The organism is Arthrobacter sp. HS15c, assembly GCF_040812005.1.
Lineage (GTDB): Bacteria > Actinomycetota > Actinomycetes > Actinomycetales > Micrococcaceae > Arthrobacter.
Map to the genome: position 1 here is coordinate 144,237 of NZ_JBFOHM010000011.1, position 25,931 is coordinate 170,167.

A 25,931-nucleotide genomic window follows, 5' to 3' on the forward strand; every position below is an offset into this window, starting at 1 on the left:
CACTAAGATCACCGAAACACCCCAGCGTCCCGGAAGCCCCTACATGACAACTACACCTGAAATGACCGCCGGTACTGCCCAGCCTTTCACGCCCAAGTTCGGGCAGATGCTGAGCCCGGAGGCCAAGGGCATCCTGGTCCTTGACGAATTTACGATCGACCCCGCCACGGCCCGCCATGACCAGCACGGCTTCCGCGCCGCCCTGGCCTCCGTGGCCCTGACCCTGCGCAAGATCGCCGCCCTGCGCGTCATCATTGCGATTGTGGCCATTGCAAACCTCCCACTTTTCCTCCTGACCAGCGGCTGGTGGATCTACGCGGTCTCCCTCGCCCTCGTTGTCGGCGTGCACGCGGCCGTGTCGTGGCTTAACAAGCACGAACCAAAAGTCCGCCAGCGCCAGTCCCTCGAACTGCACCTGCACCGTGAACGCAGCGCCAACTACCGCAAGGTCCGCGACGCCGTGAAGTACATGATCGATACACCAAGCCGCATGAACGAGCACCTTTACCTCGAGCTGCTGGCAGCCAAGCGCGTGGCCCTGAACGTCGCCCACGGCACCGTGGCCCTCCTGGACACCAGCGATGACGCCGCCTGGAAGGTGCGCATCGTCCGCGAAATCCCGGCCGCCGCCTGACCTCGGCAGCCAGCCACAACTTCAAGACATAACAACGACGCCGGAGCTCCCTGCTGGGGGGACGCTCCGGCGTCGTTGTTAATGCTCAGTCCGGGCAGTTAGGCCGGAAGCTGCAGGACCTGCCCCTCGAACACCAGGTCGGGATCGGCGATGGTGTCCAGGTTGGCGTCGGCCAGGCTCTGCCAGCCGCCAGCGAGGCCAAGTTTTTCGGCGGCCGTGCTGAGGGTGTCGCCCGCCTCAAGCGTGTAGGTCTCGCCACTCAGGGCAACGGGCGCGGCATGCTGTGAAGCGGCCGCAGCATCCGTCGGGGCCTGGACGGCTGGAGCCTGGACGGTCGGCGCGCTCTGGACCGGCACACTCTCGACCGGGACGCTTTGGGGAGCAACCGCCGTCGCGCCGCCCCCGCCGCTCAGGCCAAGCTGGGACGCGCAGGATGGCCAGGCACCCCAGCCCTGGGCGGCCTGGACCTGTTCCGCCACGGCGATCTGCTGTTCGCGGGTGGCGTTGGCTGCGGAGCCGGTGCCGCCGTAGGCAGCCCATGTGCTGTCGCTGAACTGCAGGCCGCCCGTGTAGCCGTTGCCGGTGTTGGTGGACCAGTTGCCGCCGCTCTCACACTGCGCCAGGGCGTCCCAGGTTGAGGTGCTGGTGGCTGCGCTGGCGGCGGTTGCGGATAGCGCAAGCCCTGCCGCTGAGACGGCGGCGATGGTGGCTCCGCGGCGTGCGGCAGTACGGAAGGTGGTGTTTTTCATGTGGTGATGCTCCTGAAGGCCACCTGCGCTCGATCCGTCCCCGGAGGTCGTCGCGCCACTGCCCGCCCCTGACGATTAGAGGTCATGTTCGGTGTCTGCCGGCCGGGCAGTTCTGGTGGAGGCAGCACCGGGCATTCATGTCGCCCGAATTACGGGCTTGTATTTCACGCTAGGACATCACGGGTCCGTTATCAAACCGAGATGATTTCTGGGCGTTGGCTGGTGGCCGGCTGGGGAAGTGCCGCCGCCAGGTAAGGCGCGGTGCGGCTGTGCGGTGAACGCGCGACGTCGGCCGCGGTTCCGGTGGCGACGATCCGGCCGCCCGCGTCCCCGCCTGAGGGCCCCAGGTCAATCACCCAGTCCGCGGCGGCCACCACGGCCATCTCGTGTTCCACCACCACCACGGTGTTGCCGCTGTCCACCAGGCCATGGAGCTGGGCCATGAGCAGTTGGACGTCGGCGGGGTGGAGCCCGGTGGTGGGCTCGTCCAGCAGGTAGAGGGTGTGGCCGCGCTGGGCACGCTGCAGCTCGGTGGCCAGCTTGATGCGCTGGGCCTCGCCGCCGGAAAGCTCCGTGGCGGGCTGGCCGAGCCGAAGGTAGCCCAGGCCCACGTCCCGGAGGCTCTTCAGGCTGCGGGCAGCGGCGGGAATATCGGCCAGGAACCCGGCGGCCGCGTCCACCGTCAGGCGCAGCACCTCGGCCACGTTCTTGCCGCGATAGGTGACCTCCAGGGTTTCGGGGTTGTACCGGGAACCGCCGCACTCAGGGCACGGGCCGTAGCTGCCCGGGAGGAAGAGCAGTTCCACGGCCACGAAGCCCTCGCCCTGGCAGGTTTCACAGCGGCCGCCGGCGACGTTGAAGGAGAACCTCCCGGCGCCGAAACCGCGAGCCCGGGCCTGCTCCGTGGCGGCGAATTCCTTGCGGACGGCATCGAAGAGCCCCGTATAGGTGGCCAGGTTGGAGCGCGGTGTGCGGCCGATGGGCTTTTGGTCCACCGTGACCAGCCTGTCGATCCGGTCTGCGCCGTTGACCGGTCCCACGGAGAGGGGCGTAGCCGGGCCCGCCTCGTCAGGGTCCGCCGGCTGCGGTGCCTGGTGGGTCTTCAGGCCGGAGCCCACGACTTCGCCAAGGACATGGCTGACCAGGGTGGACTTGCCCGAGCCGGAGACTCCGGTGACTGCCGTCAAAACGCCAAGCGGGAACTGGGCGTCAAGGTCCTTGAGGTTGTGCCGGCTGATGCCGGCTAGCTTCAGCCAGCCATCGGGCTCACGGGCACCGCCCGCACGCGGTGAGGTGCCCGGCTGTGGCGCGTTGCCGCCGTCGGACGTGCTGCCTCCGGAAGGGCCGTCGGACCCACTGCCGGAGCCGCCGTCGAACAGGAACGGGCGGGTCACCGACTCCTCAATGGCCGCGAGCCCGGCAACCGGGCCGCTGTAGAGCACCTCGCCGCCGCCCTCCCCGGCGCGCGGACCCACGTCCACCAGCCAGTCGGCTCGGCGGACCACGTCCATGTTGTGCTCCACCACAAACACCGAGTTGCCGGAGGCCTTGAGCTGGTCCAGTACCGCCAGGAGCGGCTCGGCGTCGGCCGGATGGAGGCCCGCGGACGGCTCGTCCAGCACATAGATCACGCCGAACAGCCCGGAGCGGAGCTGGGTGGCGATCCTCAGCCGCTGCATCTCGCCGGGGGAGAGCGTAGGCGTGGCGCGGCCCAGCGCCAGGTATCCCAGCCCCAGATCCAGCAGCACGGTGATGCGGTGCAGGAGGTCCGCGGTGATGGCCACAGCCACCTCGTTGTCCTCGCCGGAGGACTGCCGGCGTGACGCGGTGCCGGCTTCCTTCAGCCCGGCGGTGGGGCGGATGATCTCGGCCAGCTTCACCATCGGCGCGGCGTTGAGGTCGGCGATGGTCCGGCCGGCGAAGGTCACGTCGAGGGCTTCGGGCCGGAGCCCCGTGCCGCCGCAGCGTGGACACGGACCGGACTCCATAAACGCCAGGACACGCTCGCGCATGGCCGCACTCTGGGAGTCCGCCAGGGTGTGCAGGACGTAGCTTTTGGCGCTCCAGAAGCGGCCCTTGTACGGCTTGGCCACACGGTCGCGTTCGGGCGTGACTTCGACGACGGGCTGCTCCTCCGTGAACAGGATCCAGTCCCGCTGCTTCCGGGGCAGCTTCCGCCAAGGTACGTCGACGTCGTAGCCCAGGTGGCTGAGGATGTCGCGGAGGTTCTTGCCCTGCCAGGCACCCGGCCACGCCGCGATGGCACCTTCCCGGATGGTGAGGGTGGGGTCCGGGACCAGGGATTCCTCGCTGACGGTGTGCGCGACGCCCAGGCCGTGGCATTCGGGGCAGGCGCCGGCCGCGGTGTTCGGCGAAAACGCGTCCGAGTCCAGTTGCTCGGCACCGGCCGGGTAGGTGCCCGCCCGGGAAAACAGCATCCGGAGCGAGTTGGACAGCGTGGTCACCGTGCCAACCGTGGAACGGCTGCTGGGTGCGCCGCGGCGCTGTTGAAGCGCGACGGCGGGCGGCAGCCCGGAGATCATCTCCACCTTGGGATTGTGGCCCTGCTGGATGAGGCGGCGCGCGTACGGGGCGACGGATTCAAAGTAGCGGCGCTGGGCTTCGGCGTAGATGGTGCCGAAGGCGAGCGAGGATTTGCCCGAGCCAGAGACGCCAGTGAACGCCACGATCGAGTCGCGCGGCACATCCACGTCCACGTTCCGCAGGTTGTTCTCCCGCGCACCCCGGACGCGGACAAAGCCGTCCGCCAGGTGGCCGGGAGTGGGAAGGGAATGATCGTCAGCCTGCTTAGGGTTCCGCATTGATCCGACTCTAGCCGTGAACCGGCCGGCGGGCGATATCCTGACCCGATGGACAATTACCGGGACACTGCCGCCGATCCGCTTCCCGAGACGGAACTTCCCGAGACGGAACTTCCCGAGGCGGATCTTCCCCAGACGGATCTTCCCGGGACGGAACCTTCAGAAGCAGAAGCTCCCGAGGCCGAAACGGCGGTCAGGATCCTCCCCGTCGCCGAACTGCACCTGCACATCGAGGGGACCCTGCAGCCGGAGCTGATCTTCGAACTGGCCGAACGCAACGGCATCACCCTCCCTTACTCGGGCCTTGACGAGCTCCGCGGACTGTACGAGTTCACCGACCTGCAGTCCTTCCTGGACCTGTACTACGCCAACATGGCCGTGCTCCAGACCGAACAGGACTTCGCGGACATGACCCGGGCGTACCTTGCCCGGGCCGCCGCCGCCGGTGTCCGGCATGCGGAGATCATGATGGACCCGCAGGCGCACCTGTCCCGCGGCATCAGCCTGGAAACCTGCGTCAACGGAGTGGCATCTGCCTTGGCGACGTCCGTGAAGGACTTCGGCATCTCCACCATGCTTATTGCCGCGTTCCTGCGGGATCTGTCGGAGGAGTCTGCGCTGGAGGTCCTGGACGGACTGCTGGCCATGAACGCCCCGATCGGTGCTATCGGCCTGGACTCGGCCGAGGTGGGCAACCCGCCATCGAAGTTTGAACGCCTGTTTGCCAAGGCCCGCGAAGCCGGCCTGCGGCTGACCGCCCACGCGGGCGAGGAGGGACCGGCGTCGTACATCATCGAGGCGCTGGACGTCCTGGGCGTGGAGCGGATCGACCACGGCATCCGCTGCATGGAGGACCCCGACCTGGTGGAGCGGCTCGTGGCAGACCGTATTCCGCTGACCATCTGCCCGCTGTCCAACGTCCGGCTCCGCGCCGTGGACACCCTGGCGGACCACCCGCTGCCGGCCATGCTCGCCGCCGGGCTCAACGTCTCAGTGAACTCTGACGATCCGGCGTACTTCGGCGGCTACGTTGACGACAACTTCGCCCAGCTGGAGGCCGCCTTTGGGCTTTCCGAGTTTGACCGGGCCCGGCTCGCGGCCAACTCCATCCACTCGTCGTTCGCGTCCGAAGAGCGGAAAGCCGAGCTGGTGGACGAGCTGAACCGCGGCTAGTCCCGTAGCACTGTGAGGCAACGGCGCAGCCTGCGGCTACACTTGTGCCGCTAGCGTGTGCGGGCAGGGACCGGCGGAGCCCGTTTCAGCGCCCCGGGGTTGAGTAAACAGCCCCAAACCCGAGACTGCCGCCTCACTTCCGGTGTAACTCGCGTCATAGTCGGTCACGACACGCAGAGTTAACCAATTCAAGTCGTGCGATTTAACAGGCTGTTGGCAAGATGCCTAGAGACCGATCGCTTTATAAAGGGGAATTATGGCCAAGTCCACCGCAGACAACACCAACCTTCGACTCAAATCCGTGCTGGATGTCCTGACGGAAGGCACGTGGACCGGTAATGCGTTGAACGCAGGAGGCGTGCTCGCTGAGGCCACCGTCCGCGTGCCGTTCAGCCCGCACGAGGCCGAGCTGCTCAGCGGCGGGATTCCGCGCGGCCACAAGACCCTCACCTCCGCCACGGCCAAGCTGGTCAAGGCCGGCTGGCTGGTCAAGGGCCGTTCCGGGTGGACCATCACCGAGGACGGGATGCGCGCCACGGTTGCCTTCGCCGATGCCGACGCTTTTGCCGCCGCGCTCGACGCCGGAACCCCCGTGCCGGCCGACACCCCGGTTCCGGTTGCACCGGTTGCCGCTCCCGCCAAGGTCGCCGCTGCCAGGACCACGCGGAAGTCCGCAGTGGTCAAGAACGCCGAGGCTGCGGACGAAGTCGTGGCGAAGGCCCCCGCCAAGAAGGCTCCCGCGAAGAAGGCACCTGCCAAGAAGGCCGCCGAGGCCGTTGGCAAGGCCGCCAAGATCATCGAAGAGGCCGTGGAACCGGTTGTAAAGGCCGTCCGCTCGCGTAAGGCTGCCCCGAAGACGAAGTCTGAGGCCTCCGTCGCGGCGTCGCTTGAGGGACCGGACGTGGAGACCTTCCCCCAGCCCGAAGCAGTGGCAGTTGCAGGCGACTTCAACACGCTCCTGGGCGCCCCCGAGAACTGGGCTCCGCAGTACGACGAAGCCCAGATGGCGTTTGATTTTGTCGCCCAGCAGTGGAAGATCAGCGCGGAACTGCCTGCCGGCTACTACACGTTCAAGATCGCGCTGAACCGTTCCTGGGAAGAGAACTACGGTGCGTTTGGCACCTTCGATGGCCCCAACCACGAACTGCACCACGACGGCGGCGCTGTCACCATCCGCTACGACCACCGCACGCGGGACATCACCATCAACTGATTCCGCCAGAGGAGTTTTTGTCCAGATAGGGGCCGCGCCGGGACGGGTTGGCCGCCTCTATCTGGACAAAAACTGCAGAGTGACGCACTGTGGGGTTTGGTCGCTGTGACCGGTTTCCACCCATTTAGGAGATGCGGAAAATGACTCTTCCCTCAGGAATCACGCCGGGCGTCTGGACGCTGGACATGTCCCACAGCGAGATCGGCTTCACGGTCCGCCACGCGGGCATCAGCAAGGTACGCGGCCGCTTCACGGATGCCAGTGCCGAGGCCCGGATCGGCGAATCGCTGGCCGAGGCCTCGCTGCACGCCACCGTGAAGACAGCCAGCTTCGATTCCGGCGACGCCAACCGGGACGGGCACGTCAAGGGCCCGGATTTCTTCGACGTGGAAACCTTCCCCGAGATGACCTTTCGCGCCACCTCAATTGAAGGCGACGGCGAGGACTACACCCTCACCGGCGACCTCACCATCCGCGGCATTACCAAACCCATCGAACTCGAAGTTGAATTCACGGGGGTTGCCGTTGACCCGTTCGGGGCCACCCGCGCGGGCTTCTCCGCGGAAGCCGAGATCAGCCGCAAGGAGTTCGGCCTGACCTGGAACGCGGCGCTGGAAGCCGGCGGACTGCTGGTCAGCGACAAGGTCAAGATCAACATCGAAGCTGCGCTGGTCAAGCAGTCCTGACGTCATGGCACCTCCGGCAGGACGGCACACCGCAGGACCGGACCCGTCAGGGCAAGGCTCAGCCGGACCGGGCTCAGCAGGGCAGGACGAGGGCGACATCCGGCTTTCCGCGCGGGTCTTCGGCGTGGTGCAGGGCGTCGGGTTCCGGTTCTGGACGATGGGCAAGGCCGAGGAACTGGGCCTGACGGGGCTGGTGAAAAACCTCGACGACGGTTCCGTGTCAGTGATTGCCGAAGGGCCGCAACACCGGATCCAGGAGCTGCTGGACTGGCTGAAATCGGACAACACCCCCGGCCGGGTGGAACGGGTTGAAGACACCCTCTCCGCGGCCGAGGGTGCCTTCCGCGGCTTCAGGGCCCGCTGACAGTGGCCTTCGGAATGCCCGCGGGGCAGATGATCAGTTCCGCGGGCTGAGGCCGATGAACGCGCCGAGTTGCTCCAGCACTTCGGGTTTCCGCGGCATGTAGCTGGTGAGTTCGGGGGAGCGGACAATCACTGCCCGCCATTGGCCGCGGGACACCGCGACGTTGATTCTGTTCCGATTCAGCAGGAATTCCGCGCCGCGCGGAGCCTCGGCAACAGCCGAACAGGCCATGGACACCACCACCACGGGTGCCTCCTGGCCTTGGAACTTGTCCACGGTCCCCACGCGCACGCCGTCAAGCCCTGCCTGGGCGAGGGCGTGGCGGATCAGCTGGACCTGGGCGTTATAGGCGGCTACCACCAGGACGTCCTCGGCCGTCAGGGGCCGCGCGGGCTTGTCGCCGCCGGCAATCCACTTCAGCCCGATGTGCCGCCGGGCCTGCCTGACCACTTCGGCCGCTTCTTCTGCGGAGGCCGTGGTGTTGCCGGTGTGGTCAACGAACACCGTTTCCACTCCCGGAGGCAGCTCGGCCAGGCTACGAAGGGAGGCCGCCGGCGCCGATTCGAGCTTGCCGTCGTAACTCAGGACGGACACCGCACGGCACAGTTCCGGGTGCATCCGCCAGCTGTCCGCCAGGAAATAGCCCAGCTCCGCGGGCAACGTGGCGTGCCCGGCGGCGAGCCAGCCCAGGGCTGACTCGTCCACGGGTTCCGGGTGGGCGCCCTGGGTGACCTGCGGCAGCTGCTGCGGGTCGCCCAGGAGCAGGAGGCGTTTGGCTGAACGTGCCACGGCCAGGGTGTTGGCCAGCGAGAACTGCCCGGCCTCGTCGATGACCAGCAGGTCCAGGGACCCGGCAGGAACCGACTTGCCGGTCATGGTCCAGGCCGTGCCGCCCACGAGGCAGCCGCCGCGGGAGCCCAGCAACGCGGCGACGTCGTCGTCGGAGGTGCGCTGCCACAGAACCTGGTGCGGGGTGGACAGCTTCTTGGCCACCCGGTCCGGATCAACCCCAGCGGTTTCAATGGCGGTGCACAGCATGTTCTCCACCACGGCGTGGGACTGGCCCACGACGCCGATCTTCCAGCCCTCCGCGATCAGCCGGGCAATCACATGGGAGCCGACGTAGGTCTTGCCGGTGCCCGGAGGTCCCTGGACAGCGAGGTAGGAACGGTCAAGGTCCAGCAGGGACGTGGTGATGGCCGTGACGTAGTCGGCCGCGCCGGAGCTGTCCTTTCCGACGGCGGCAGGACCGGACAGTGAACGGAACCGCGGCGGAGCCTTGCGGAGGATGTCCACGCCCGGGTGCTCGGGCAAGCGGGGCACGGATGCCCCCACGGACTGGGCCAGTTCGGCAAGGGCGGCCTCGATGCTGGCCGTGCGGACCGGCTGGTCCTCAGTCAGCGCCACCGGGAAGTGCGGGTACGCGGGGACCTTTCCGGTCTCCTTTTCCTCAATGGTGATGATGGTCTTGCCCGGAGTGTCCGGGTGGTCCTCAACGGCGGTGACCAGGGTGCCGAAGCTAAAGCCGCGCGCCAGCAGGTTTCCCTGCGCATCCTCCAGGCCGTCGGGCACGGGCGAATCGTAGAGCCGGCACCAGGTGCTCCCGGGCTTGAAGTCAGAGCCTTCACTCATGGTTCCGCTGAGCCGCAGGACCCGGGTGCGCATCCGGACCGTGGGTTTGGCCAGCACCCAGTCCGTGACCACCTCGGCGGAGTCCACCACAAACACATTGCGGTGGTCCGACCAGTGGTCGATCTCGGACTCGGTGCGGTCGAAGTGCTCCCACCAGAACTGCTTCCGTTCACGGCGGTGGTAGCCGGTGGCGGCGGCCACCATGGCGATGGCACGCTCGTCGGCGGTCCACGGCCGGGTGTCCGGCAGGCCCGCCAGGTACTCGCGCAGCTTGAGCTCCTCCGGCGTTGGTTCCGCCTCCGGCGTGTTGGACGGGACGCCAGGCCACAGCGGCACCTGGGCGCTGGCGTCGTGCGCTCCTTCGTCACGGCCGCCGTCCTGGCTCAGTGAGCCGCTACCGGCACCACGGAGCCCTAACAGCCAGTCGCGGAGGCGGAGGGTGGAAAGGCAGTCGTACTCGTTGTAGTCGGAAATTGAGGCCAGGACCTCTGCGGCCTTCGCGCCGTCTCCGTCGTCGCGGGCTGCGCAATAGGCGGCATAGGCCACCACCGAGGCCCCGGCGTCCTTCACATCGCCGGAGCGGAGGTTGTCACCCATGTAGAGCGGCTCGAGCTTCTTGATGGAGTAGGACGGTTCGGAGATCCGCAGCGAGTGGCGGGCCGTGGCGTAGAGGTCCACGAGCACCCCTTCGCGGAGCCAGTTGTCCACGGTGTCCTCGCCCGCCAGGTGCGTCACCGACAGGTTCCGGAGCGCCGACTTTTCGTAGGCAGCGTAGTGGTAGACGTGCATGTCGGGGTACCGGGAGCGGCGTTCTTCGACATAGGCGAGGAAGTCCAGGAAGGCCTGCCGTTCCCCGGAACGGGAATGCGCCCAGAACGGACGGAACACCGGCTTGCCGGCCGCCAGGGCGGCAGCATCCGGAGCCTCGATCACGCCGAACAGGTATTCCAGTCCCCACTGGCTGGTGGCCGGGTCCTGCCAGAGCGGGTCGCCTTCGAAGTCGAAGAAGATGTCGCCGGGACTGGGCGCGGGGATGCTGCGGAGTGCGTTCTGGGGCAGCACCTTGAACGTGACGGTGTGGTCTTCGCCGTCCTTGGTGAAGGTCCGTGATCCGTCCGGAGTGTCGCGGCCCAGCTGCATCCGGGCCTGGTCGCGGAGCCTGGCCAGCGAACCGGTGGCCTGGTCCGGTGGAAGGTCGGCCAGGGCGTCGATGGTGGTGACGCCGTCGGCAATGAGTTTCTTCCGGCGGAGGGTGGACATCCCGCCGACCATCAGGAGGTCGCGGTGGGACTGGACCTGTTCGGCACAATAATTGCACCGCCCGCAGCAGCTGATGCCGGGCTGCAGCCACTGCACCGCGGAACCGCCCTCCCGGTGCGCCGCGGTCAGGGCGCGGAAGTGGTCGCGGCGTTCGCGGAAAACCGGCAGCAGGTCCGGCAGGGAGTGGTGGCTGCGGACGTAGTCGCCGTCGACCACTGCGCCCAGCACCAGCGTGACCCGGGGCGAAGGTTCCAGGCCCATGCCGATGAGCTGGTCGCCGTAGGCGGCAAGCTGCAGGAGGGCGCCCACCTTCGCGTGCCGGGCGAGCTTGGTGTCCCATACTTCGTAGCGTCCCGGGTTGCCGGTGCCGGCGGCCTCGTTGACGATGAAGTCGGCGTAGCCCAGGAACTCGCCGTCGAAGAAGGTTGCCTGGAACACCACGTCCGCCCCGGCCCGGAGCGCGAGTTCCGTTTCGGCCTGCTTGGCCACCAGGTCTGCCCGGACGTTCTGGCCCCGCTCGATCGTGAACACGCCGGCGCCGCGGCTGGCGTCCCACCCGCCGTACTGTGCGATCAGGCCAGCCAGGACCTTGGCCTCGTGCTTGTCGCCCAGGGCGCCGGCGCGGCGCTGCATCTCGTCGTCGGGGAACTCGGCCTTGGGCGAGCGGCCCAGCTTCTCATCCAGGATCCGGAGCGTGCGGTACTCACACTCGCTGGCGGCCACGAGGTCGCTGGCAGAGAACACCAGGTCCGGCGCCGCACCACGGCCGGGACCATCGCTGGCAGGATCGAGCAGGAACACGGGGGCCTCCCCATTGACTGGCCTTGGCCGGAGGACGGTTCCCCTGGCCTTGGTTTGAATCTAGCAAGAGGGGCTGACAATAGCCCCGGCGTTATCCCTCCGCCGCCCGCACCTGGGCCTTGTCGTGCTCGGCATGGGCGCTGCGGAGCAGCTGCAGGAACTCGGTCTCGTTGCGGATGAGCCGCTTGTACTTCTCGGGAAGCTTGCGGATCTGGTCCTCCTCCCGGACCATCCGGGCGAAGATCTTGTCCCGTTCCGCCATGTCCGTCTCGTAGTTGAGGTCCAGGTAGTCGGTGGCGTGGCGCTTGGCGCCGGACACCGCGTTCTTCGCCTTGCCCTTGGGGCTGAAGATGGACGCCAGGACGGTGACAACCAGGACACCCAGGATGACGGTGAGGGATACCCCGGTGCTGACTTCCACCACGTTGACATGCTGGCCGTCGTTGACGAACGGCAGGTTGTTCTCGTGCAGGGCGTGCAGGATGAGCTTCACACCGATGAAGCCCAGGATCGCTGCGAGCCCGTAAGAGAGGAAGATCAGGCGGTCCAGCAGGCCGTCGATGAGGAAGAACAGCTGGCGCAGGCCCATCAGGGAGAACGCCGTGGCCGTGAACACGATGTACACGTTCTGGGTCAGGCCAAAGATTGCGGGGATGGAGTCCAGCGCGAAGAGGATGTCCGTGCCGCCGATGGCCACCATGACCAGGAGCATCGGGGTGAGGACGCGTTTGCCGTTCTCCATGGTGAAGAGTTTGTCGCCGTCGTAGTGTTCCGACGCCGGCAGGAACTTCTTGGCGAGCCGGACCACCAGGCCTTCGGATTCTTCGTCGTGGTTGTCTGGCTTGAGCAGGTTGCCCGCGGTGATCAGCAGGATCAGGCCGAAGATGTAGAACACCCAGGCGAAGCTGTTGATCAGGGCAGCGCCGAGGAAGATGAAGGCCGTGCGGGCAATGAGCGAGAAGACGATGCCGAACAGCAGCACCTTCTGCTGGTCTGCCCGGGGCACCCGGAAGCTGGCCATGATGATGAGGAAGACGAAGAGGTTGTCCACGGACAGTGCCTTCTCGGTGACGTATCCCGCGAAGTATTCGGTGCCCATGGTGCTGCCGCCGAGCATCAGCACGCCAAGTCCAAAGAGGAGCGCGATTCCCACGTAGATGGAGGACCAGATGGCCGACTCCTTCAGCGACGGCGTGTGGGCTTTCCGTACATGGAAGAAGAAATCGAAGGCCAGCAAGCCAACAATTCCCGCGATGGTCAGGGTCCAGACAATGGAGGAAACTTCCACGTTGGGGGCCTTTCGTCGGAGTCTCCTCCAGCCTACCTAAACCGGCTGCCGCGGCAGGTGCGACGGCCGCGCGACCGGACGTGCCGCCGTCGTACGCGGTGAACCGCACCGCGGGGCAGGTGGGCTCCTTGACTTACCCCGCCCCCTGAACAACTGTGGAAAGTGACCGGTCCGCCGATGAAGTCGGCGCGTTGCCGGTCTCCGCAGGAACAAGGAGAATGCATCGTGACGCGCAAGAACCCGAAAGTGGAAGAGGCCGACGAGTCCGGGATCGAGGTCAGCGGCCATCCCAAGACATGGGCGGCGGGCGTCCCCGGTGTTTACCACTCCATGCAGCCGGCCCTGAAGCACATGGGCGTCGGCAGGGCGGGGAAAACGCTGCTGGCGCTGAACCAGAAAGACGGCTTCGACTGCATGAGCTGCGCGTGGCCGGACCCCGGCCACCGCAAGACCTTCGAGTTCTGCGAAAACGGTGCCAAGGCGGTCACGTGGGAAGCCACGCCGGTGGTGATCGGTTCCGGGTTCTGGGCCGAACACCCGGTCAGCGAGCTGCGCGAACGTTCCGAATACTGGCTGGGGATGCAGGGGCGCCTCACCGAACCCGTGTACAAGCCGGCGGGGGAGGACCACTACCGCCCCGTGAGCTGGGAGCAGGCCTTCACCATCGCCGCGGACAAGCTCAAGGGACTCGCGAGCCCGGACCAGGCCACGTTCTACACCAGCGGCCGGACCTCCAACGAGGCCGCGTTCCTCTACCAGCTGTTCGTCCGCGCGTATGGGACCAACAACCTGCCGGACTGTTCCAACATGTGCCACGAATCCTCGGGCTGGGCGATGGGGCAGACCATCGGGATCGGCAAGGCCACCATCTCCTACGATGACTTCGCCAAGGCGGACCTGATCATCATCATGGGCCAGAACCCGGGCACCAACCACCCCCGGATGCTGACCGCGCTGGAGGAGGCCAAGGAGGCGGGCGCCAGTATTGTGGCGGTGAATCCGCTGCCGGAGGCCGGGCTGATGCGCTACAAGAACCCGCAGACGGTCAAGGGGATCATCGGCCGCGGCACCGACCTGGCGGACCAGTTTATGCAGGTACGGATCGGCGGCGACATGGCCCTCCTGCAGGCTGTTTCCAAGCGGGTGCTTGACGCCGAGGCTGCGGCGCCGGGAACTGTCCTGGACCGCGCCTTCCTCGAGGAGCACTGCGAGGGGCTGGAGGAACTGAAAGCGCATCTGGCGGGCCTGGATGAAGCCGCCGTCCTGGAGGCCACCGGTCTGCGGGTCGAGGAGATCGACGAGCTCGCCGACCGGTACCTGCGGGCCGAGAAGGTGATCATCACCTGGGCCATGGGCATCACCCAGCACAAAAAGGGCGTGGCCACCATCAAGGAGATCATCAACCTGTTGCTGCTTCGCGGCAACATCGGCAAGCCCGGCGCCGGCGCCTCGCCCATCCGCGGCCACAGCAACGTCCAGGGCGACCGGACCATGGGCATCTGGGAGCAGATGCCGCCGGCCTTCCTGGACTCGCTGGGCAAGGAATTCAGCTTCGATCCGCCCCGTGAGCACGGCGTGGATGCGGTGGAAACCGTCCGGCAAATGCGCGACGGCGGCATCTCGGTTTTTGTGGGCCTCGGCGGCAACTTCGTGGGAGCCATTTCAGACACCCACGCGGCCTTCGCGGCGATGGAGAACACGGCGCTTTCGGTGCAGATTTCCACCAAGCTCAACCGCTCGCACACAGTAACCGGCGCCGAAGCGCTGATCCTGCCCACCCTGGGCCGCACCGAGATCGACGTCCAGGAAACCGGACCGCAGTTCGTTTCGGTGGAGGACACCGTCTGCGCCGTGCACGCTTCACACGGGACGGTGGATCCGGTAGCGCCCGGGCTGCTCTCCGAAGTGGCCATCGTCAGCAGGCTGGCGCAGCACGTGCTGGGGGACTCGGTCCACGCCGACTGGGCGGGTTTCGAAAAGGACTACGACCTGGTCCGTGAGCACATCTCCCACGTTGTGGCGGGTTGCGAGGACTACAACCGGAAGATCCGGCAGGACGGCGGCTTTGTGCTGCCGAACGGCCCGCGGGATTCGCGGACCTTCAGCACGCCCACTGGCAAAGCGATACTGACGGTCAACGAGCTGGAGCACGTGGAGCGGCCCGCCGGGACGCTGATCCTGCAGAGCATGCGCTCGCACGACCAGTTCAACACCACCATCTACGGGCACAACGACCGCTACCGGGGCATCAGGAAGGGCCGCGACGTGGTGTTCGTCAGCCCCGAGGACCTGGCGGAACTGGGCCTGGCCGACGGGCAGCACGTTGATGTCCACGGCGTGTACGCGGACAACGTGGAACGGGTGCTGCGGAACTTCCGGCTGGTGTCCTACCCCACGGCCCGCGGCTGTGCGGCGGCTTACTATCCCGAAGCCAACGTTCTGGTGCCTCTGGACAGCGTGGCCGAGGGCAGCCAGACGCCCGTGTCCAAGGCCGTGATCGTTCGGCTGGAGCCGGTTTTGGCGTTCGTCGAGGAGCCGACGGCTGCGGGGTAGCCCGCCTGCTGCCGGCCAGAACCGCTGGTGGAGACCCCGGCGTCCCTATTGCGCGGTGTCGGCCCACCCCGTAGCTGCCGGGCCGCCGTCGTGCCCGTCATCGCACAGCCGGGACGCGACGTCGGCCGCCTGGGCAACTGCTGCAGCGGACGCGTCCTTGGACCCGGCACTGCCGTTGCCGGCCGCAAGCCCCGCTGCGTAGCCCACGAGGAACGTGGTCACCGGGGCCGCGGCATGGATTACCGAGCCGGCGGACTTCCGTGCCAGGTCAAGGAGCAGATCCTGGTCCACCTCCAGGTCCAGGATCTGCAGCGCCTGTGTCAGCCGCTGGGTCCACTGGTCCAGGATCTGTGCTTCGTCGTCGTTGACGGCCATCTTCTCTCCTTGGTTGCTGGTCCGCTGGTGTCAGGCGGCAGGGACTCGTTGCCCCGTGCCCACGACACTACAAGGGCCGGCGGCCTAAGTCACCGGGCTGCCGCTGGTCCTTGACACCCCCTCCGGCCTTGAGGAATATCGGAGGTGCCGGTGCGGCTGGCGGTCTCTCGGGAGTCCAGTTGCTGACCGGCCCCCTTGAAGGGACATGGGATGCAGGCAGCCGTTGATGGTTTCAGCGCCTTCCGCCTCGCGGCCGCTCTCGCTGCTGCTGTGCTGGTGGCCTCGCTCGCTGGCTGCACCAGCGCCCCGGACCCGCCCGACCAGCAATCGCAGACGGCCCAGGCGCCCACGGCCACCACTTCGGAACGGGCGGTACCGGCCTTCGCCGCCGTGCTGGAAAAGTACAGCGCGGACCTGCGCGCCGGGGGAGCGACCGCCGTCATCATCCAGATCAAGTCCCGGGTGGGGGACTGGGCCTCGGCCGAGGGGGTCCGGAACCTCGACACCAATGAAACGGTGCAGCTGACCGACCAGACACATGTTGGAGACATCACCATGTCAATGGTGGCGGTGTCGGTCATGAAGCTGGTGGAGGAAGGCAAAGTCCGGCTGGATGACCCCATCCAGAAGTACCTGCCGGACTTCGAAAGCATCATCAAGCCGCCCGGGCCCATCACCATTCGCAGCCTCCTCAGTCACCGGTCCGGGATGCCCGACTACTGGGACGCCCTTCAGACGATGGGCAAGGCAGGGGACCAACGAATGAGCCATGAAGAGCGGCTGGCTGCAGCTGCCACGGTCCGATGGACCGGTGGTTCGGGCAGCCTGTTCAGCTACTCCGCCACCAATTATTCGGCGCTGGCCCTGCTCGTGGAGAAGCTGCGGGGGAAGGACCTGGGTGCGGTCATTCACGACGACACGGTGATGCCCCTGGCGCTGCAGGACACCCTGATGACGGGGGATGAGCCGGGCCCGCAGCGGATGGTCCACGGCTACACCCAGTCTGAAACGAGGGTTTTGGAGGACAACACGCTCAGTCCTTTCCACATGGAGTCACCCGACACGGGGATGGTTTCCACCGTCCCCGAACTCAACGCCTTTTTCGCTGTCCTGCAGAAGGGCGGCCTGCTGACCCGCCAAAGCGTGGAAGAGATGCACCACCCGAAGTTTGAACAATACGGCCTCGGTGTTGTCAGGCAGTACGACTCGTGCTCAAACAACGACTACTTCGGCAATGTCGGCGTAGTGCGGGGCTACGCTGCGCTTGCGTTGATCAGCGCCGACGGATCCCGGCAGATCGCCATGGCGGTGGCCCGTGCGCCCAGGCCGGATCTGGTTGGTTTCGGGGATCCGCAATCGCTCGAAATGGCCCAGGCGGCCGTGGAGGCGCTGAACCTGGCCTGCTAGCCGTCGACGAAACAAGACCAGGGGTTCCGAGGTTAGGCTGTACCAGAAGCCGAACCGAGGAGATCTTCGATGAATGACGTCACCATCCGCCACAACCCTGACCGCGAGCGTTTTGAAGTGCTGGTGGCCGGCAATGTGATCGGCAAGGCGGTGTACAAGGATTACGACGGCGGCACGTCGCCGCAGCGGATTTTCTACCACACGGTGATCAATGAGGAATACGGCGGGCAGGGCCTTGCGGGCAAGCTCGCTGCCGTAGCGCTTGACGAGACCGTCGACGCTGGCTTCCGGATTGTGCCGGTGTGCCCGTTCATCAAGAAATACATCACCAAAAACCCTGAGTATGCCGGCGATACCGCCTCCATTGCTCCGGCGCACCTGGACTTCCTGAACGACGCACTGGCGCCGCGCGCCCGGGCGTAGGGTCCGCAGCCAAGTCAGTACGTCCCAGCCTATGTAGCTTGCGTTTCCAGCAGCCAGGTCATGGCGTCGTCCCGGGACGTGAAGAAGCGGGTGGGGCAGGGCGGGACGTGCAGGCTGAGGAAGAAGTTGGCGAGGACGCGGTCAACCGGGCTTGAGCCCAGCAGGGCGATCCGTGACGCGGCGCACGGAATGGAGAAAACGGCCCGGGCCTGGCGGCTCACAGACTCGGTGGTGGCCATATCGACCAGCATCGGATACTCACTGCCGTCGGCGACAACGTTTACGGCTGACATCGCCGCGTGCGCGTCCACTTCCTCGATCCGGACACTGCGGTTCCAGACCAGGTGGATGTACCTGTCATCCTCAAGGTCTACCGTGCCTTTGCCGCCATCGACCGTGATCGGTTCCACTGCTGCCCCCAGGAGTCTCAGTTGAGCACATACTAGTCCTCGCCGCGGCCCCGGTCACAAAAATCGCAGATTGAAAGACCTTTACGCCAGACTGTTTCCGTGAGCAACAAACCCCGGACCGGTCTGGCGGTGGCAGGCCTTAGCCTCGGCACCGCGCTGAACCCGCTGAACTCCTCCATGATCGCCGTCGCACTGGTGGTCCTGCGCGCGGACTTCGGGCTCGACGTCGCCACGGTCACTTGGGTGATCACATCCTTCTACCTCGCCTCCGCCGCCGGGCAGCCCTTGATGGGCAGGCTGGCGGACCGGTTCGGGCCACGGCGGATGTTCATGCTGGGCATGGGCACCGTGGCTGTCACGTGCGCGCTCGCTCCGTTCTCGCCCAATTTTGCGCTGCTCTGCGTTGCCCGTGCCGTGATGGCACTGGGTACCGCCACGGCTTACCCCAGCGCGGTGGTGATGATCGGGGCAATCTCCCAGCGGGCCGGCACGGAATCCTCGCGGCCGCTCGGCCGGATCCAGATGGCAAACACCTCCGCCGCGGCGGTGGGGCCCGTAGCCGGCGGCCTGCTGGTGGGCCAGGTGGGCTGGGAGGCATTGTTCCTGGTCAACGTCCCGCTTGCGCTCGCCGCCCTCTTCATCGTGCGGAAGGTGGCCCCGGCGGACGGCGTCCGCGAGCGCGGGAGCCTGGCCCAGCTCGTCAAGGATTCGGACATTCCCGGTATTACCGGCTTCGTCGGTTCGCTCCTGCTGGTCATGATGGCGCTGCTGGACGTAGCCCCGGGGTACCGCTGGTGGATGCTCGGCGCCGGTACGGCCATCGCGGCGCTGTTTGTGTGGCGTGAACTCCGCTTCAACCCGCCGTTCCTGGACCTGCGGCTGCTCGGCCGGAACCGGCCGCTGATGCTGATCTACCTGGGGTTCGCCGTGTTCAGCAGCGTGTACTACTTTGTGTTTTTCGGCCTGCCGCAGCTGCTGCAGGAAGCCGGCGGCTATGACCCCGCACTGGTGGGGCTGCTGATGCTGCCGCTGGCCGCGACGTCCGTGCTGGCCACGCCGTGGGCTGTCCGGGCCATGGGCAAATTCGGCGTCCGGCGCGTGCTGATTGCCGGCGTCGTGCTTCTCACCCTGGTGGCCGCGCTGATGTGGCTGCTGACCGGATCCCTGGCCATTCCGCTGGTCCTGGCGCTCACCACCCTGATGGGCATCCCGTACGGGACGGTGGGGATCGCGTCCAACCAGGGCATGTTTCTCTCCGTCAGGCCGCAGGAGCGCGGTGTGGCAGCCGGGATCTACCAGACCTGCCGCTACGTGGGCGCCATTACCGCCACAGTTCTCATCGGCGTATTCGCCGGCGGCGGGGTGGACCAGGCCAGCTGGGGACTCATGGTGCTTGCCATGCTGGTGCTGAGCGCCGTGGCATTCGGCGTGACCCTGCTGTGGCGGCAGCGGGCGGTCTAATCCTTGCGGTGCTGCGGGGACCCGCTCGATTCGCGTGGAATCAGCGTGGGCATGGACTTGCGGATCTGTGGTTCCTTGCCGGGATTCACGATGAGGTCGATCGCGTTGCCGGCAACCTGGTCCAGCGGCACCCGCACGGAGGACAGGGGAGTGGCGAGCCGGGACGAGAGGGGAATGTCGTTGTAACCCACCAGTGCGAGGTCCCGTCCCACGATGGCCTGGCACCGGTGCGCGGCCGCGATGACGCCCATGGCGAGGTTGTCGTTGGCGGCGAAAATGGCGGTGGGGCGCGGGCCGTCGCCGCCCAGCAGGGTTTCCCCGGCCGCGAACCCGTTTTCTATTCCGTAGCCGGCCGCCAGCAGCCACTCTTGCCGCGGCGTGATGCCGGCCTCCGCCATCGCCCGCCGCGCGCCGGCGAGGCGGGCCGTTCCGGTGGAGGTGAAGGACGGACCGGTGACCACCGCGATATCGCGGTGCCCAAGATCGATGAGGTGGCGCGTGGCCAAGTAGCCGCCCACTTCGTCGTCGCCGAGCGCTGACGGGCTCACGCCGTCGGTACGCAGCACCAGCGCGTGTGCCACCTTCCGCTGCCGCAGCAATTTGGGCAGCTCGTCGTCGAGCCGGGCCGTGGCAAGGATCAGTCCGTCAACGTTGCGGTCCAGCAGCGTCTCCGCGGCGCGGCGCTCGTCGTGTGGGTCGTCACCGCTGGTGGCAACCATGGCGAAGTAGCCGCGGTCCGAGGCCGCGCGCTCCAGTTCTTCAAACATCAGCGCCATCACGGTGTCGCTGAGGCGCGGGACCAGCACGCCGAGGGTCCGGGTCTCGCCACGGCGCAGGCTCGACGCGAAGGAGTTGCGGCGGTAGCCAAGTTCCTCTGCCACCTTCCGCACGTGCTCCGCCGCTGCGGAGCGAGAAGCCGTGCCCCGTTCGTCCAGGGCCCGGCTGGCGGTGGACAGGCTCACCCCGCTGGCAGCGGCAACATCCCGCAGCGTAACGGTGGTGCCTGGTGCGACCGGTTCCATGTGGGGTCTCCTCTTCGCGATTGTCCTAGGAGACACTCTATTTCCTCCGTCTTTCACAACTGGCCCTTGACGGTAGCTGGAACACGCCGCACAATGAAAACGTTCCCGCAAACGTTCTCACCACGAGAAGAAACACTGACGGAACAGACGACCAACAAGACAGAGGAAGCTCTCATGACCATCGATCTCCGCGGGCTGGTTCCCGCTCCCGTAACGCCGTTCAACCGCGACGGAAGCGTCGACGTCGACGCGATCCACCGCTTGGGCGGCTGGCTCGCCAGCGTTGAAGGCGTCAAGGGCCTGGTTGTCCTGGGCCACGCCGGCGAAGGCACCTTCCTGACGCAGGACGAGCAGGCCCTGGTTATCCGCGAATTCAAGAACGCCGTCAACGGCGAGATCCCGATCATCGCCGGCATCACCGGCGAGGGCAACACTGTCGCTGCCCTCGAAGCCAAGCGTGCAGTCGAGGCCGGCGCCGAGGCCGGCCTGGTCTACCCGTCCCACGGCTGGCTCCGCTTCGGCTACCAGAAAGGCGCACCCCAGACGCGCTACAAGGAAATCTACGAAACGTCCGGCCTGCCGCTGATCCTGTTCCAGTACCCGGACGCCACCAAGGCAACCTACGACCTGGAGACCCAGCTGGAAATCGCCGGCCAGGAGGGCGTCTTCGCCACCAAGAACGGCGTCCGCAACATGAAGCGCTGGGACACTGAAATCCCCGTCCTGCGGGCAACCTACCCCGACCTGCAGATCCTGACCTGCCACGATGAGTACCTGCTGCACACCATGTTCGACGTTGACGGCGCACTGGTTGGCTACGGCGGACTCGCACCCGAGCCCCTGGTGGAACTGATCGCCGCCGGCAAGGCGAAGGACTACGCGGCCGCCCGCGCGATCCACGACCGCCTGCTGCCGGTCACCAAAAACGTCTACCACCGCGGATCGCACATGGAAGGCACAGTCGCCCTCAAGGAAGGCCTCGTGGCCCGCGGCATCCTGGACCACGCCACCGTCCGGCCGCCGCTGCTGCCGCTCGCAGAGGGCGCCGGCGCGGAAATCGCCCTGGCCCTCCAGTCCGCCAACCTCGGCAGCGTCACCGTTTCTGCCTGATCCGGCCGGCCGATCTGGCTGACCCGATCCCAGGATCCCCCGGGATGGCGGGCACTGGCCCGCCATCCCGGCCCCCAACTTTGATCTCCAACCTGGTCAACGACGACCCCCAGCATCGGAGCTGGAGAAGGAGGACTCGCCATGCGAGAGCAGAATAGGACCATCCACACCCTGGACGAACAACGAGGTCAGATGGTCAGCCCCGAAAGCACTTCACTTTCCAACCCACCTGCCAAACGCCGGTCTTTCCTTGGATACCTGGCACTGATGGGGCCGGCGTTCGTGGTGGGCGCCTGGCAGTTTGGGCCAGGCAACCTCACCACCGCCGTTCAGGCCGGCAGCCGGTTCGACTACACACTGGTCTGGGTCATCGCCGTGTCCACCGTCCTCATGATCTTCTTCACGGACATGAGTGTCCGGCTCGGCATCGCCACCCCAACGTCGCTGATCACCTCAATCAAGGAACACCTCGGCAAATGGGTTGGCATCCTCGCCGGCTTCGGCGTCTTCGGCATCACCCTGATGTTCTCGGTGGGCAATGCCGTGGGCTCCGGACTGGGACTTTCCCTGGTATTCGGCGGTTCGCCGGTGCTCTGGACTGTTGTCTGCACGGCGGCGGTGGCCATTGTCCTGGCTTTCAAAAACGTATACGGGATCGTGGAGAAGGCACTCCTGGCCATCGTCGTCCTGATGGGAATCGCGTTCATTGCCAGCACCGTCGTAGCCAAGCCTGACTGGTACCAGGCGATGGAAGGGATGGTCCCGCAGCTGCCTCCGGGGAGCGAGATACTGATCGTGGCACTGGTGGGTACCAACTTCTCCATCAACGCCGCTTTCTACACCTCCTACGGCATCAAGGAAAACGGCCGTACGCGCGCCGACTACCGGGACATCACGCTGGTTGACACCATCCCCGGCATCGTTGCCCCCGGCATCATGACAGCCCTGGTCATCATGGTGGCCGCTTCGGTCCTGGGCAAGACGGGAGCCGAGGCAGGAACCATCAATGCCCTCGCCTCCGTCTTCACGCCCCTGGCAGGTCCTGTCGGGTCCATGCTCTTTGCCCTTGGCCTCTCCGGGGCGGCGTTCTCCTCCATGATCGCCAACGCCACCGCCGGGGGCACCATGCTCTCCGACGCCCTCGGCCGCGGCGCCAAGGCGGGGTCCATCGCGGCCCGGATCGTCACCGGCCTGATTCTTGCCTTCGGCCTGGTCATCACCCTTTCGTTCCAGTCCTCGCCAGTAGGCTTGATCGTCATCGCCCAGTCCCTCACGGTCCTTATCGCACCGCTGCTCGGCATCCTGATCGTCATGATGGCCAACAAGCGTTCCGTCATGGGGGACCTCCGCAACCGCTGGTGGCATAACCTGTTTGCCGCCGTCGGGCTCGTCGCCATCGTCGCGTCGTCATTCAGGCTGATCACCACCCTGCTCGGCTAGGGTCAACCAGGCCGGGTCAGAATAATTCGGCACCAAGCGGCGATGCCCCAACTCGGGCATCGCCGCTTTGCTGCCTGAGTCAGCCGCGCAACGGTGATCCGGCCACCATGAACCGGTTCCCGCCCATGACTCCTGTGAGCAGGGGCATGGCTTCCTGGATGGCGGCACGGACGCTGGCCAGTTGCAGGGATCCGCGGTGGGCCTCCTGCGACTCCCAGAGTTCGCACACATAGACCGTGTCCGGCGACTCGTCGTTGACACCGACCTCATACAGCAGGCAGCCCGCGTCCCGGAGTTCCGGGTTGGCTTTCACCAGGACCGCAACAACGTCATCCCGGCGCCCCGGCTTCACTTCAAGGGTTCCCACATTCGCGAAAGTCATGCGCACAGTCTGGCACGGCGACCCCGACGGCGGACCGGTCGGGCGCGCAGCGCGGCCAGGCTTGATCGCCGTGCTGGCGCCGTCAGCGGCCGGGCAGACCAATCCTTGGGGTGTGCTCCCGGATCGCATACGACCTGGGATAGGGTCGTGCGTTATGGCGCTGCGACTTGTTCAGGTGAATTTCAAGGCTAGGGATGACTCAGCCCTCGGCCGGTTCTGGGCGGAGACGCTTGGCTGGGGTGTTTCCAGCGAGGGGCCCGGTGTGACCAACGTTGAGCCCATCGGCTTCACCTGGCCGGACCCTGCCGCCGTCTGCGTCGATGTCGTCACCGTACCGGATCCCGAGACGGTTAAGTACCGCGCGCACCTCGATCTCGCCACCACGTCTGCGGCCCATCATGCGGAGCTGGTCGCGCGCCTGTTGGAGCTCGGCGCGACGCCCGCAGATGTGGGCCAGGGCGATGTGCCCTGGACGGTCCTGGCCGACCCGGAAGGCAACGTGTTCTGCGTCCTTGAGCCCCGGGAGATCTACCGCGACACCGGGCCGATCGCCACGGTGGTGGTCAACTGCGCGGATCCGCGGGCCATGGCCCGGTTCTGGGGCGAGGCTACGGACTGGACCCTGCACGAGGTGAACGACGACCATGCGAGGCTGCGTTCGGCCAAGGGCGTGGGGCCGTATCTGGAGCTGCTTCGTACCACCGGCCCGGAGACCGTGTGGAACCGTGTCCATCTGGACCTGATGCCGTATCCCGGTGACGACCAAGAGGCCGAGGTGGCCCGGTTGCGGACTCTGGGCGCCACTGACGCCGACGTCGGCCAGGGCGAAGTGCCATGGGTGTGCCTCGCCGACCCGGAAGGCAACGAGTTCTGCGTCCTCACCCCGGGCTGACACAGTGCCCGAGGGTTCCTGTCACTTTGGCAGTCCGGCCAGGCGCGCGCACGCGTCCCAGAGCCTCTGGCGCGCTTCCGGGTCCGAGCCCATGCCCGGCGTCGGAAGTTCCTTGCGCTTCGTCCAGAGCTTTCCGGAGACGTCCGCTGTTTCGTCCGCGGTGGCGAGCCAGAGCGGTGTGTCGGCCGCCTTCTCGGCCGGGGCGCCGAACGTGTTTGTGACCCAGCGGAATGGACCGCCCACGTCCGTCAGCAGCGCGGTGTCCTTGACGAGCCCGGGGTGGACGGCGTTCGCCACCACGCCGGAGCCGCGCAGTCGCTCCGCGAACTCCTGGGTGAGCAGGACCCGGGCCAGCATGGTGGGCGGCGTTGAGCGAAGGTAGCTGTAACTGCCGTTCGCCGTCTGGAGATCGTCGAAGTTGAGCTTGGTGTTGCCGTATCTGGACGCGATGTTCACGATGCGGGACGTCTGCAGCCCAGCGGCCGGCCCGTTCGCAGTTCCGGTGCTGCCCCGTCCAGCTACGGCGCCGCGCCTGAGCGCATCAAGCAGCAGGTTGGTCAGCAGGAAGTAGGCCACCACGTTGGTGGCGAAGGTCAGTTCGAGGCCGTCGGCGGTGACGTGGCGGTCCTTGCGGAACACGCCCGCCGCGTTGACGAGGACGTCGAGCCGGTCATGTCGGGCCAGGAAGTCAGCGGCCGTAGAACGGACCGATGCCTGGACTGAGAGGTCACAGGCCAGCGGCTCAAGTTGAGCGCCCGGAACAAGTGCGCGGATGCCCTGCATCGCCTGTTCCGCCCGGGCTTCGGACCGCCCCACCACCACAACCAGCGCCCCTTCGCGGGCGAGGCCGGCCGCGACGGCGTTTCCCAGGCCGCCCGCCGCGCCTGTCACCAGCGCCACGGTTCCCTCCATGGAAGCCATCGCCTCCGCCTCCTGACGCCCGGTGGTGGTCCTGCCCGCGAAGGTGTCGCGCGGAGTTGCCGGGTGCTTTCAGGCTATGCCTCGGCGGGGAAATATCCCAGCATCAGGGGTGGGCGTCAGGTGTACATCAGCGAACCCGGTGTGGTGAGTTTCTCGCCGGTCTCGAGCCAGGTCTTGAGGCCGGAGAGGATCATCGGCCAGCCGCCGTACAGCTGGTCGTTGGCGCCTTCGCGGAGGTCGCTGTGCGTGACGGTGAGGTGGCAGGAATCGCCCACCGGTTCGATTTCCCAGGTGATGGTGGACCAGCCCTCGGCCTTGACGTCCTCGCCCCAGAGGGCACGCATGGTCTGGACGAGCTTCCGGGGCGGGTCCACCTCCTTGTTCTCGCCTTCGCCCAGCGGCTCGTCGGCCTTGACGTTGCGCATTTCGAAGCGGCCGCCCGGGGTCCAGTCCGACTCGATGGTGTTCCCGAACTGGTATTTGCTCCGGATCTCGCTGGTGGTGATGGCTTCCCAGAGCCGTTCCGGGGTGGTCTTGATGTAGATTTCGAAGATTTTTTCCATGGGACTTTCCAATCTGGATTTGAGGTCGCTGAGCGCAGCGGCCCATGGTTCGGCATATTTGCTCACCCAGCGGTCGTGGATGAGACGGATGGGCACCGGATTCAGGAAGTGCAGTTTCTGGCGGCCCCGACGGCGGGTCACCACCAATCCGGCTTCTTCCAGCAGCCTGAGGTGCTTGGCGATCCCGAAACGGGACATCTCAAAGCGGGACTCAAGGGCACCCAGCGATTGCCCGTCCTCGCGGAAGAGCTCATCGAGCAGGTCCCTGCGGGTGGGGTCGGAGAGTGCCTTGAAGACGGCGTCCATACAACCCAGAATAGGTGACCATATGGTCACCTATCAAGGGTTGC

22 protein-coding genes are annotated in these 25,931 nt (G+C 66.6%); 12 read left to right on the forward strand and 10 right to left on the reverse strand.

What is annotated here, in order from left to right:
• Positions 1–43 precede the first annotated feature (43 nt).
• The gene (locus tag ABV518_RS18610) at positions 44–634 is read left to right on the forward strand and encodes a hypothetical protein (protein WP_367769941.1); all 591 of its coding nucleotides are present in this window, start codon (positions 44–46) and stop codon (positions 632–634) included.
• A gap of 98 nt (positions 635–732) precedes the next feature.
• Here ABV518_RS18610 and ABV518_RS18615 read toward each other — a convergent pair whose 3' ends face one another.
• A complete protein-coding gene (locus tag ABV518_RS18615; protein WP_367769944.1) occupies positions 733–1,383 on the reverse strand; it encodes a transglycosylase family protein in 651 nt (216 codons plus the stop codon).
• A gap of 191 nt (positions 1,384–1,574) precedes the next feature.
• Entirely contained in the window at positions 1,575–4,205 is a 2,631-nt protein-coding gene (locus ABV518_RS18620) for an ABC transporter (protein WP_367769947.1), read from the reverse strand.
• A gap of 48 nt (positions 4,206–4,253) precedes the next feature.
• On the opposite strand from ABV518_RS18620, the gene ABV518_RS18625 reads away from it, so the two are divergent.
• The 4 genes from ABV518_RS18625 to ABV518_RS18640 all read left to right on the forward strand — a co-directional run bounded on the left by ABV518_RS18625 (position 4,254) and on the right by ABV518_RS18640 (position 7,641).
• Positions 4,254–5,378 carry an adenosine deaminase gene (locus ABV518_RS18625; RefSeq protein WP_367769950.1) on the forward strand — a complete coding sequence of 375 codons (1,125 nt, stop codon included), beginning with the start codon at positions 4,254–4,256 and terminating at the stop codon, positions 5,376–5,378.
• Positions 5,379–5,634: 256 nt separating this feature from the next.
• Positions 5,635–6,591: a glycosidase gene (locus ABV518_RS18630; protein WP_367769953.1), complete on the forward strand. Its 957-nt coding sequence runs from the start codon at positions 5,635–5,637 to the stop codon at positions 6,589–6,591.
• Between the two features lie 140 nt (positions 6,592–6,731).
• Complete coding sequence (locus ABV518_RS18635) at positions 6,732–7,277, forward strand: YceI family protein (protein WP_367769956.1); 546 nt, start codon at positions 6,732–6,734, stop codon at positions 7,275–7,277.
• Positions 7,278–7,281: 4 nt separating this feature from the next.
• Positions 7,282–7,641: an acylphosphatase gene (locus tag ABV518_RS18640; protein WP_367769958.1), complete on the forward strand. Its 360-nt coding sequence runs from the start codon at positions 7,282–7,284 to the stop codon at positions 7,639–7,641.
• A gap of 33 nt (positions 7,642–7,674) precedes the next feature.
• Here ABV518_RS18640 and ABV518_RS18645 read toward each other — a convergent pair whose 3' ends face one another.
• Both ABV518_RS18645 and ABV518_RS18650 read right to left on the reverse strand, forming a co-directional pair.
• Positions 7,675–11,334, reverse strand: coding sequence for a TM0106 family RecB-like putative nuclease (locus tag ABV518_RS18645; RefSeq protein WP_367769961.1), 3,660 nt, complete (start codon positions 11,332–11,334; stop codon positions 7,675–7,677).
• Between the two features lie 91 nt (positions 11,335–11,425).
• Positions 11,426–12,622 (reverse strand): TerC family protein, encoded by a 1,197-nt coding sequence (locus ABV518_RS18650; protein ID WP_367769963.1) that lies wholly within the window; start codon positions 12,620–12,622, stop codon positions 11,426–11,428.
• Between the two features lie 225 nt (positions 12,623–12,847).
• Here ABV518_RS18650 and ABV518_RS18655 point away from each other — a divergent pair, with 225 nt between their 5' ends.
• A complete protein-coding gene (locus ABV518_RS18655; protein ID WP_367769965.1) occupies positions 12,848–15,175 on the forward strand; it encodes an FdhF/YdeP family oxidoreductase in 2,328 nt (775 codons plus the stop codon).
• A 45-nt stretch (positions 15,176–15,220) separates the two neighbouring features.
• Here the strand turns inward: ABV518_RS18655 and ABV518_RS18660 are convergent, their stop codons facing one another.
• A complete protein-coding gene (locus ABV518_RS18660) occupies positions 15,221–15,550 on the reverse strand; it encodes a DUF6457 domain-containing protein (protein WP_367769968.1) in 330 nt (109 codons plus the stop codon).
• Between the two features lie 210 nt (positions 15,551–15,760).
• Here ABV518_RS18660 and ABV518_RS18665 point away from each other — a divergent pair, with 210 nt between their 5' ends.
• Both ABV518_RS18665 and ABV518_RS18670 read left to right on the forward strand, forming a co-directional pair.
• A complete protein-coding gene (locus ABV518_RS18665; RefSeq protein WP_367769971.1) occupies positions 15,761–16,957 on the forward strand; it encodes a serine hydrolase domain-containing protein in 1,197 nt (398 codons plus the stop codon).
• 69 nt (positions 16,958–17,026) lie between these two features.
• The gene (locus ABV518_RS18670) at positions 17,027–17,380 is read left to right on the forward strand and encodes a GNAT family N-acetyltransferase (protein WP_367769973.1); all 354 of its coding nucleotides are present in this window, start codon (positions 17,027–17,029) and stop codon (positions 17,378–17,380) included.
• Between the two features lie 29 nt (positions 17,381–17,409).
• Here ABV518_RS18670 and ABV518_RS18675 read toward each other — a convergent pair whose 3' ends face one another.
• Positions 17,410–17,790 (reverse strand): STAS/SEC14 domain-containing protein, encoded by a 381-nt coding sequence (locus ABV518_RS18675; RefSeq protein ID WP_367769976.1) that lies wholly within the window; start codon positions 17,788–17,790, stop codon positions 17,410–17,412.
• A gap of 99 nt (positions 17,791–17,889) precedes the next feature.
• On the opposite strand from ABV518_RS18675, the gene ABV518_RS18680 reads away from it, so the two are divergent.
• Positions 17,890–19,251: an MFS transporter gene (locus ABV518_RS18680; protein ID WP_367769979.1), complete on the forward strand. Its 1,362-nt coding sequence runs from the start codon at positions 17,890–17,892 to the stop codon at positions 19,249–19,251.
• On the opposite strand, the gene ABV518_RS18685 is transcribed toward ABV518_RS18680, so the two are convergent.
• Entirely contained in the window at positions 19,248–20,273 is a 1,026-nt protein-coding gene (locus ABV518_RS18685; RefSeq protein WP_367769981.1) for a LacI family DNA-binding transcriptional regulator, read from the reverse strand. The two genes, ABV518_RS18680 and ABV518_RS18685, sit on opposite strands and share 4 nt — an antisense overlap.
• A 174-nt stretch (positions 20,274–20,447) precedes the next feature.
• On the opposite strand from ABV518_RS18685, the gene ABV518_RS18690 reads away from it, so the two are divergent.
• Together ABV518_RS18690 and ABV518_RS18695 are read left to right on the forward strand one after the other, a co-directional pair.
• The gene (locus tag ABV518_RS18690; RefSeq protein WP_367769984.1) at positions 20,448–21,383 is read left to right on the forward strand and encodes a dihydrodipicolinate synthase family protein; all 936 of its coding nucleotides are present in this window, start codon (positions 20,448–20,450) and stop codon (positions 21,381–21,383) included.
• Positions 21,384–21,524: 141 nt separating this feature from the next.
• Positions 21,525–22,823: an Nramp family divalent metal transporter gene (locus ABV518_RS18695; RefSeq protein ID WP_367769987.1), complete on the forward strand. Its 1,299-nt coding sequence runs from the start codon at positions 21,525–21,527 to the stop codon at positions 22,821–22,823.
• A 79-nt stretch (positions 22,824–22,902) separates the two neighbouring features.
• Here ABV518_RS18695 and ABV518_RS18700 read toward each other — a convergent pair whose 3' ends face one another.
• Positions 22,903–23,205: a putative quinol monooxygenase gene (locus ABV518_RS18700; protein ID WP_367769989.1), complete on the reverse strand. Its 303-nt coding sequence runs from the start codon at positions 23,203–23,205 to the stop codon at positions 22,903–22,905.
• Positions 23,206–23,359: 154 nt separating this feature from the next.
• Between ABV518_RS18700 and ABV518_RS18705 the strand changes: the two genes are divergently transcribed.
• Positions 23,360–24,097: a VOC family protein gene (locus tag ABV518_RS18705; protein ID WP_367769991.1), complete on the forward strand. Its 738-nt coding sequence runs from the start codon at positions 23,360–23,362 to the stop codon at positions 24,095–24,097.
• Between the two features lie 21 nt (positions 24,098–24,118).
• On the opposite strand, the gene ABV518_RS18710 is transcribed toward ABV518_RS18705, so the two are convergent.
• The gene (locus ABV518_RS18710) at positions 24,119–25,018 is read right to left on the reverse strand and encodes an SDR family NAD(P)-dependent oxidoreductase (RefSeq protein WP_367769994.1); all 900 of its coding nucleotides are present in this window, start codon (positions 25,016–25,018) and stop codon (positions 24,119–24,121) included.
• 116 nt (positions 25,019–25,134) lie between these two features.
• Positions 25,135–25,887 carry an ArsR/SmtB family transcription factor gene (locus ABV518_RS18715; protein ID WP_367769998.1) on the reverse strand — a complete coding sequence of 251 codons (753 nt, stop codon included), beginning with the start codon at positions 25,885–25,887 and terminating at the stop codon, positions 25,135–25,137.
• Between the last annotated feature and the right edge of the window lie 44 nt (positions 25,888–25,931).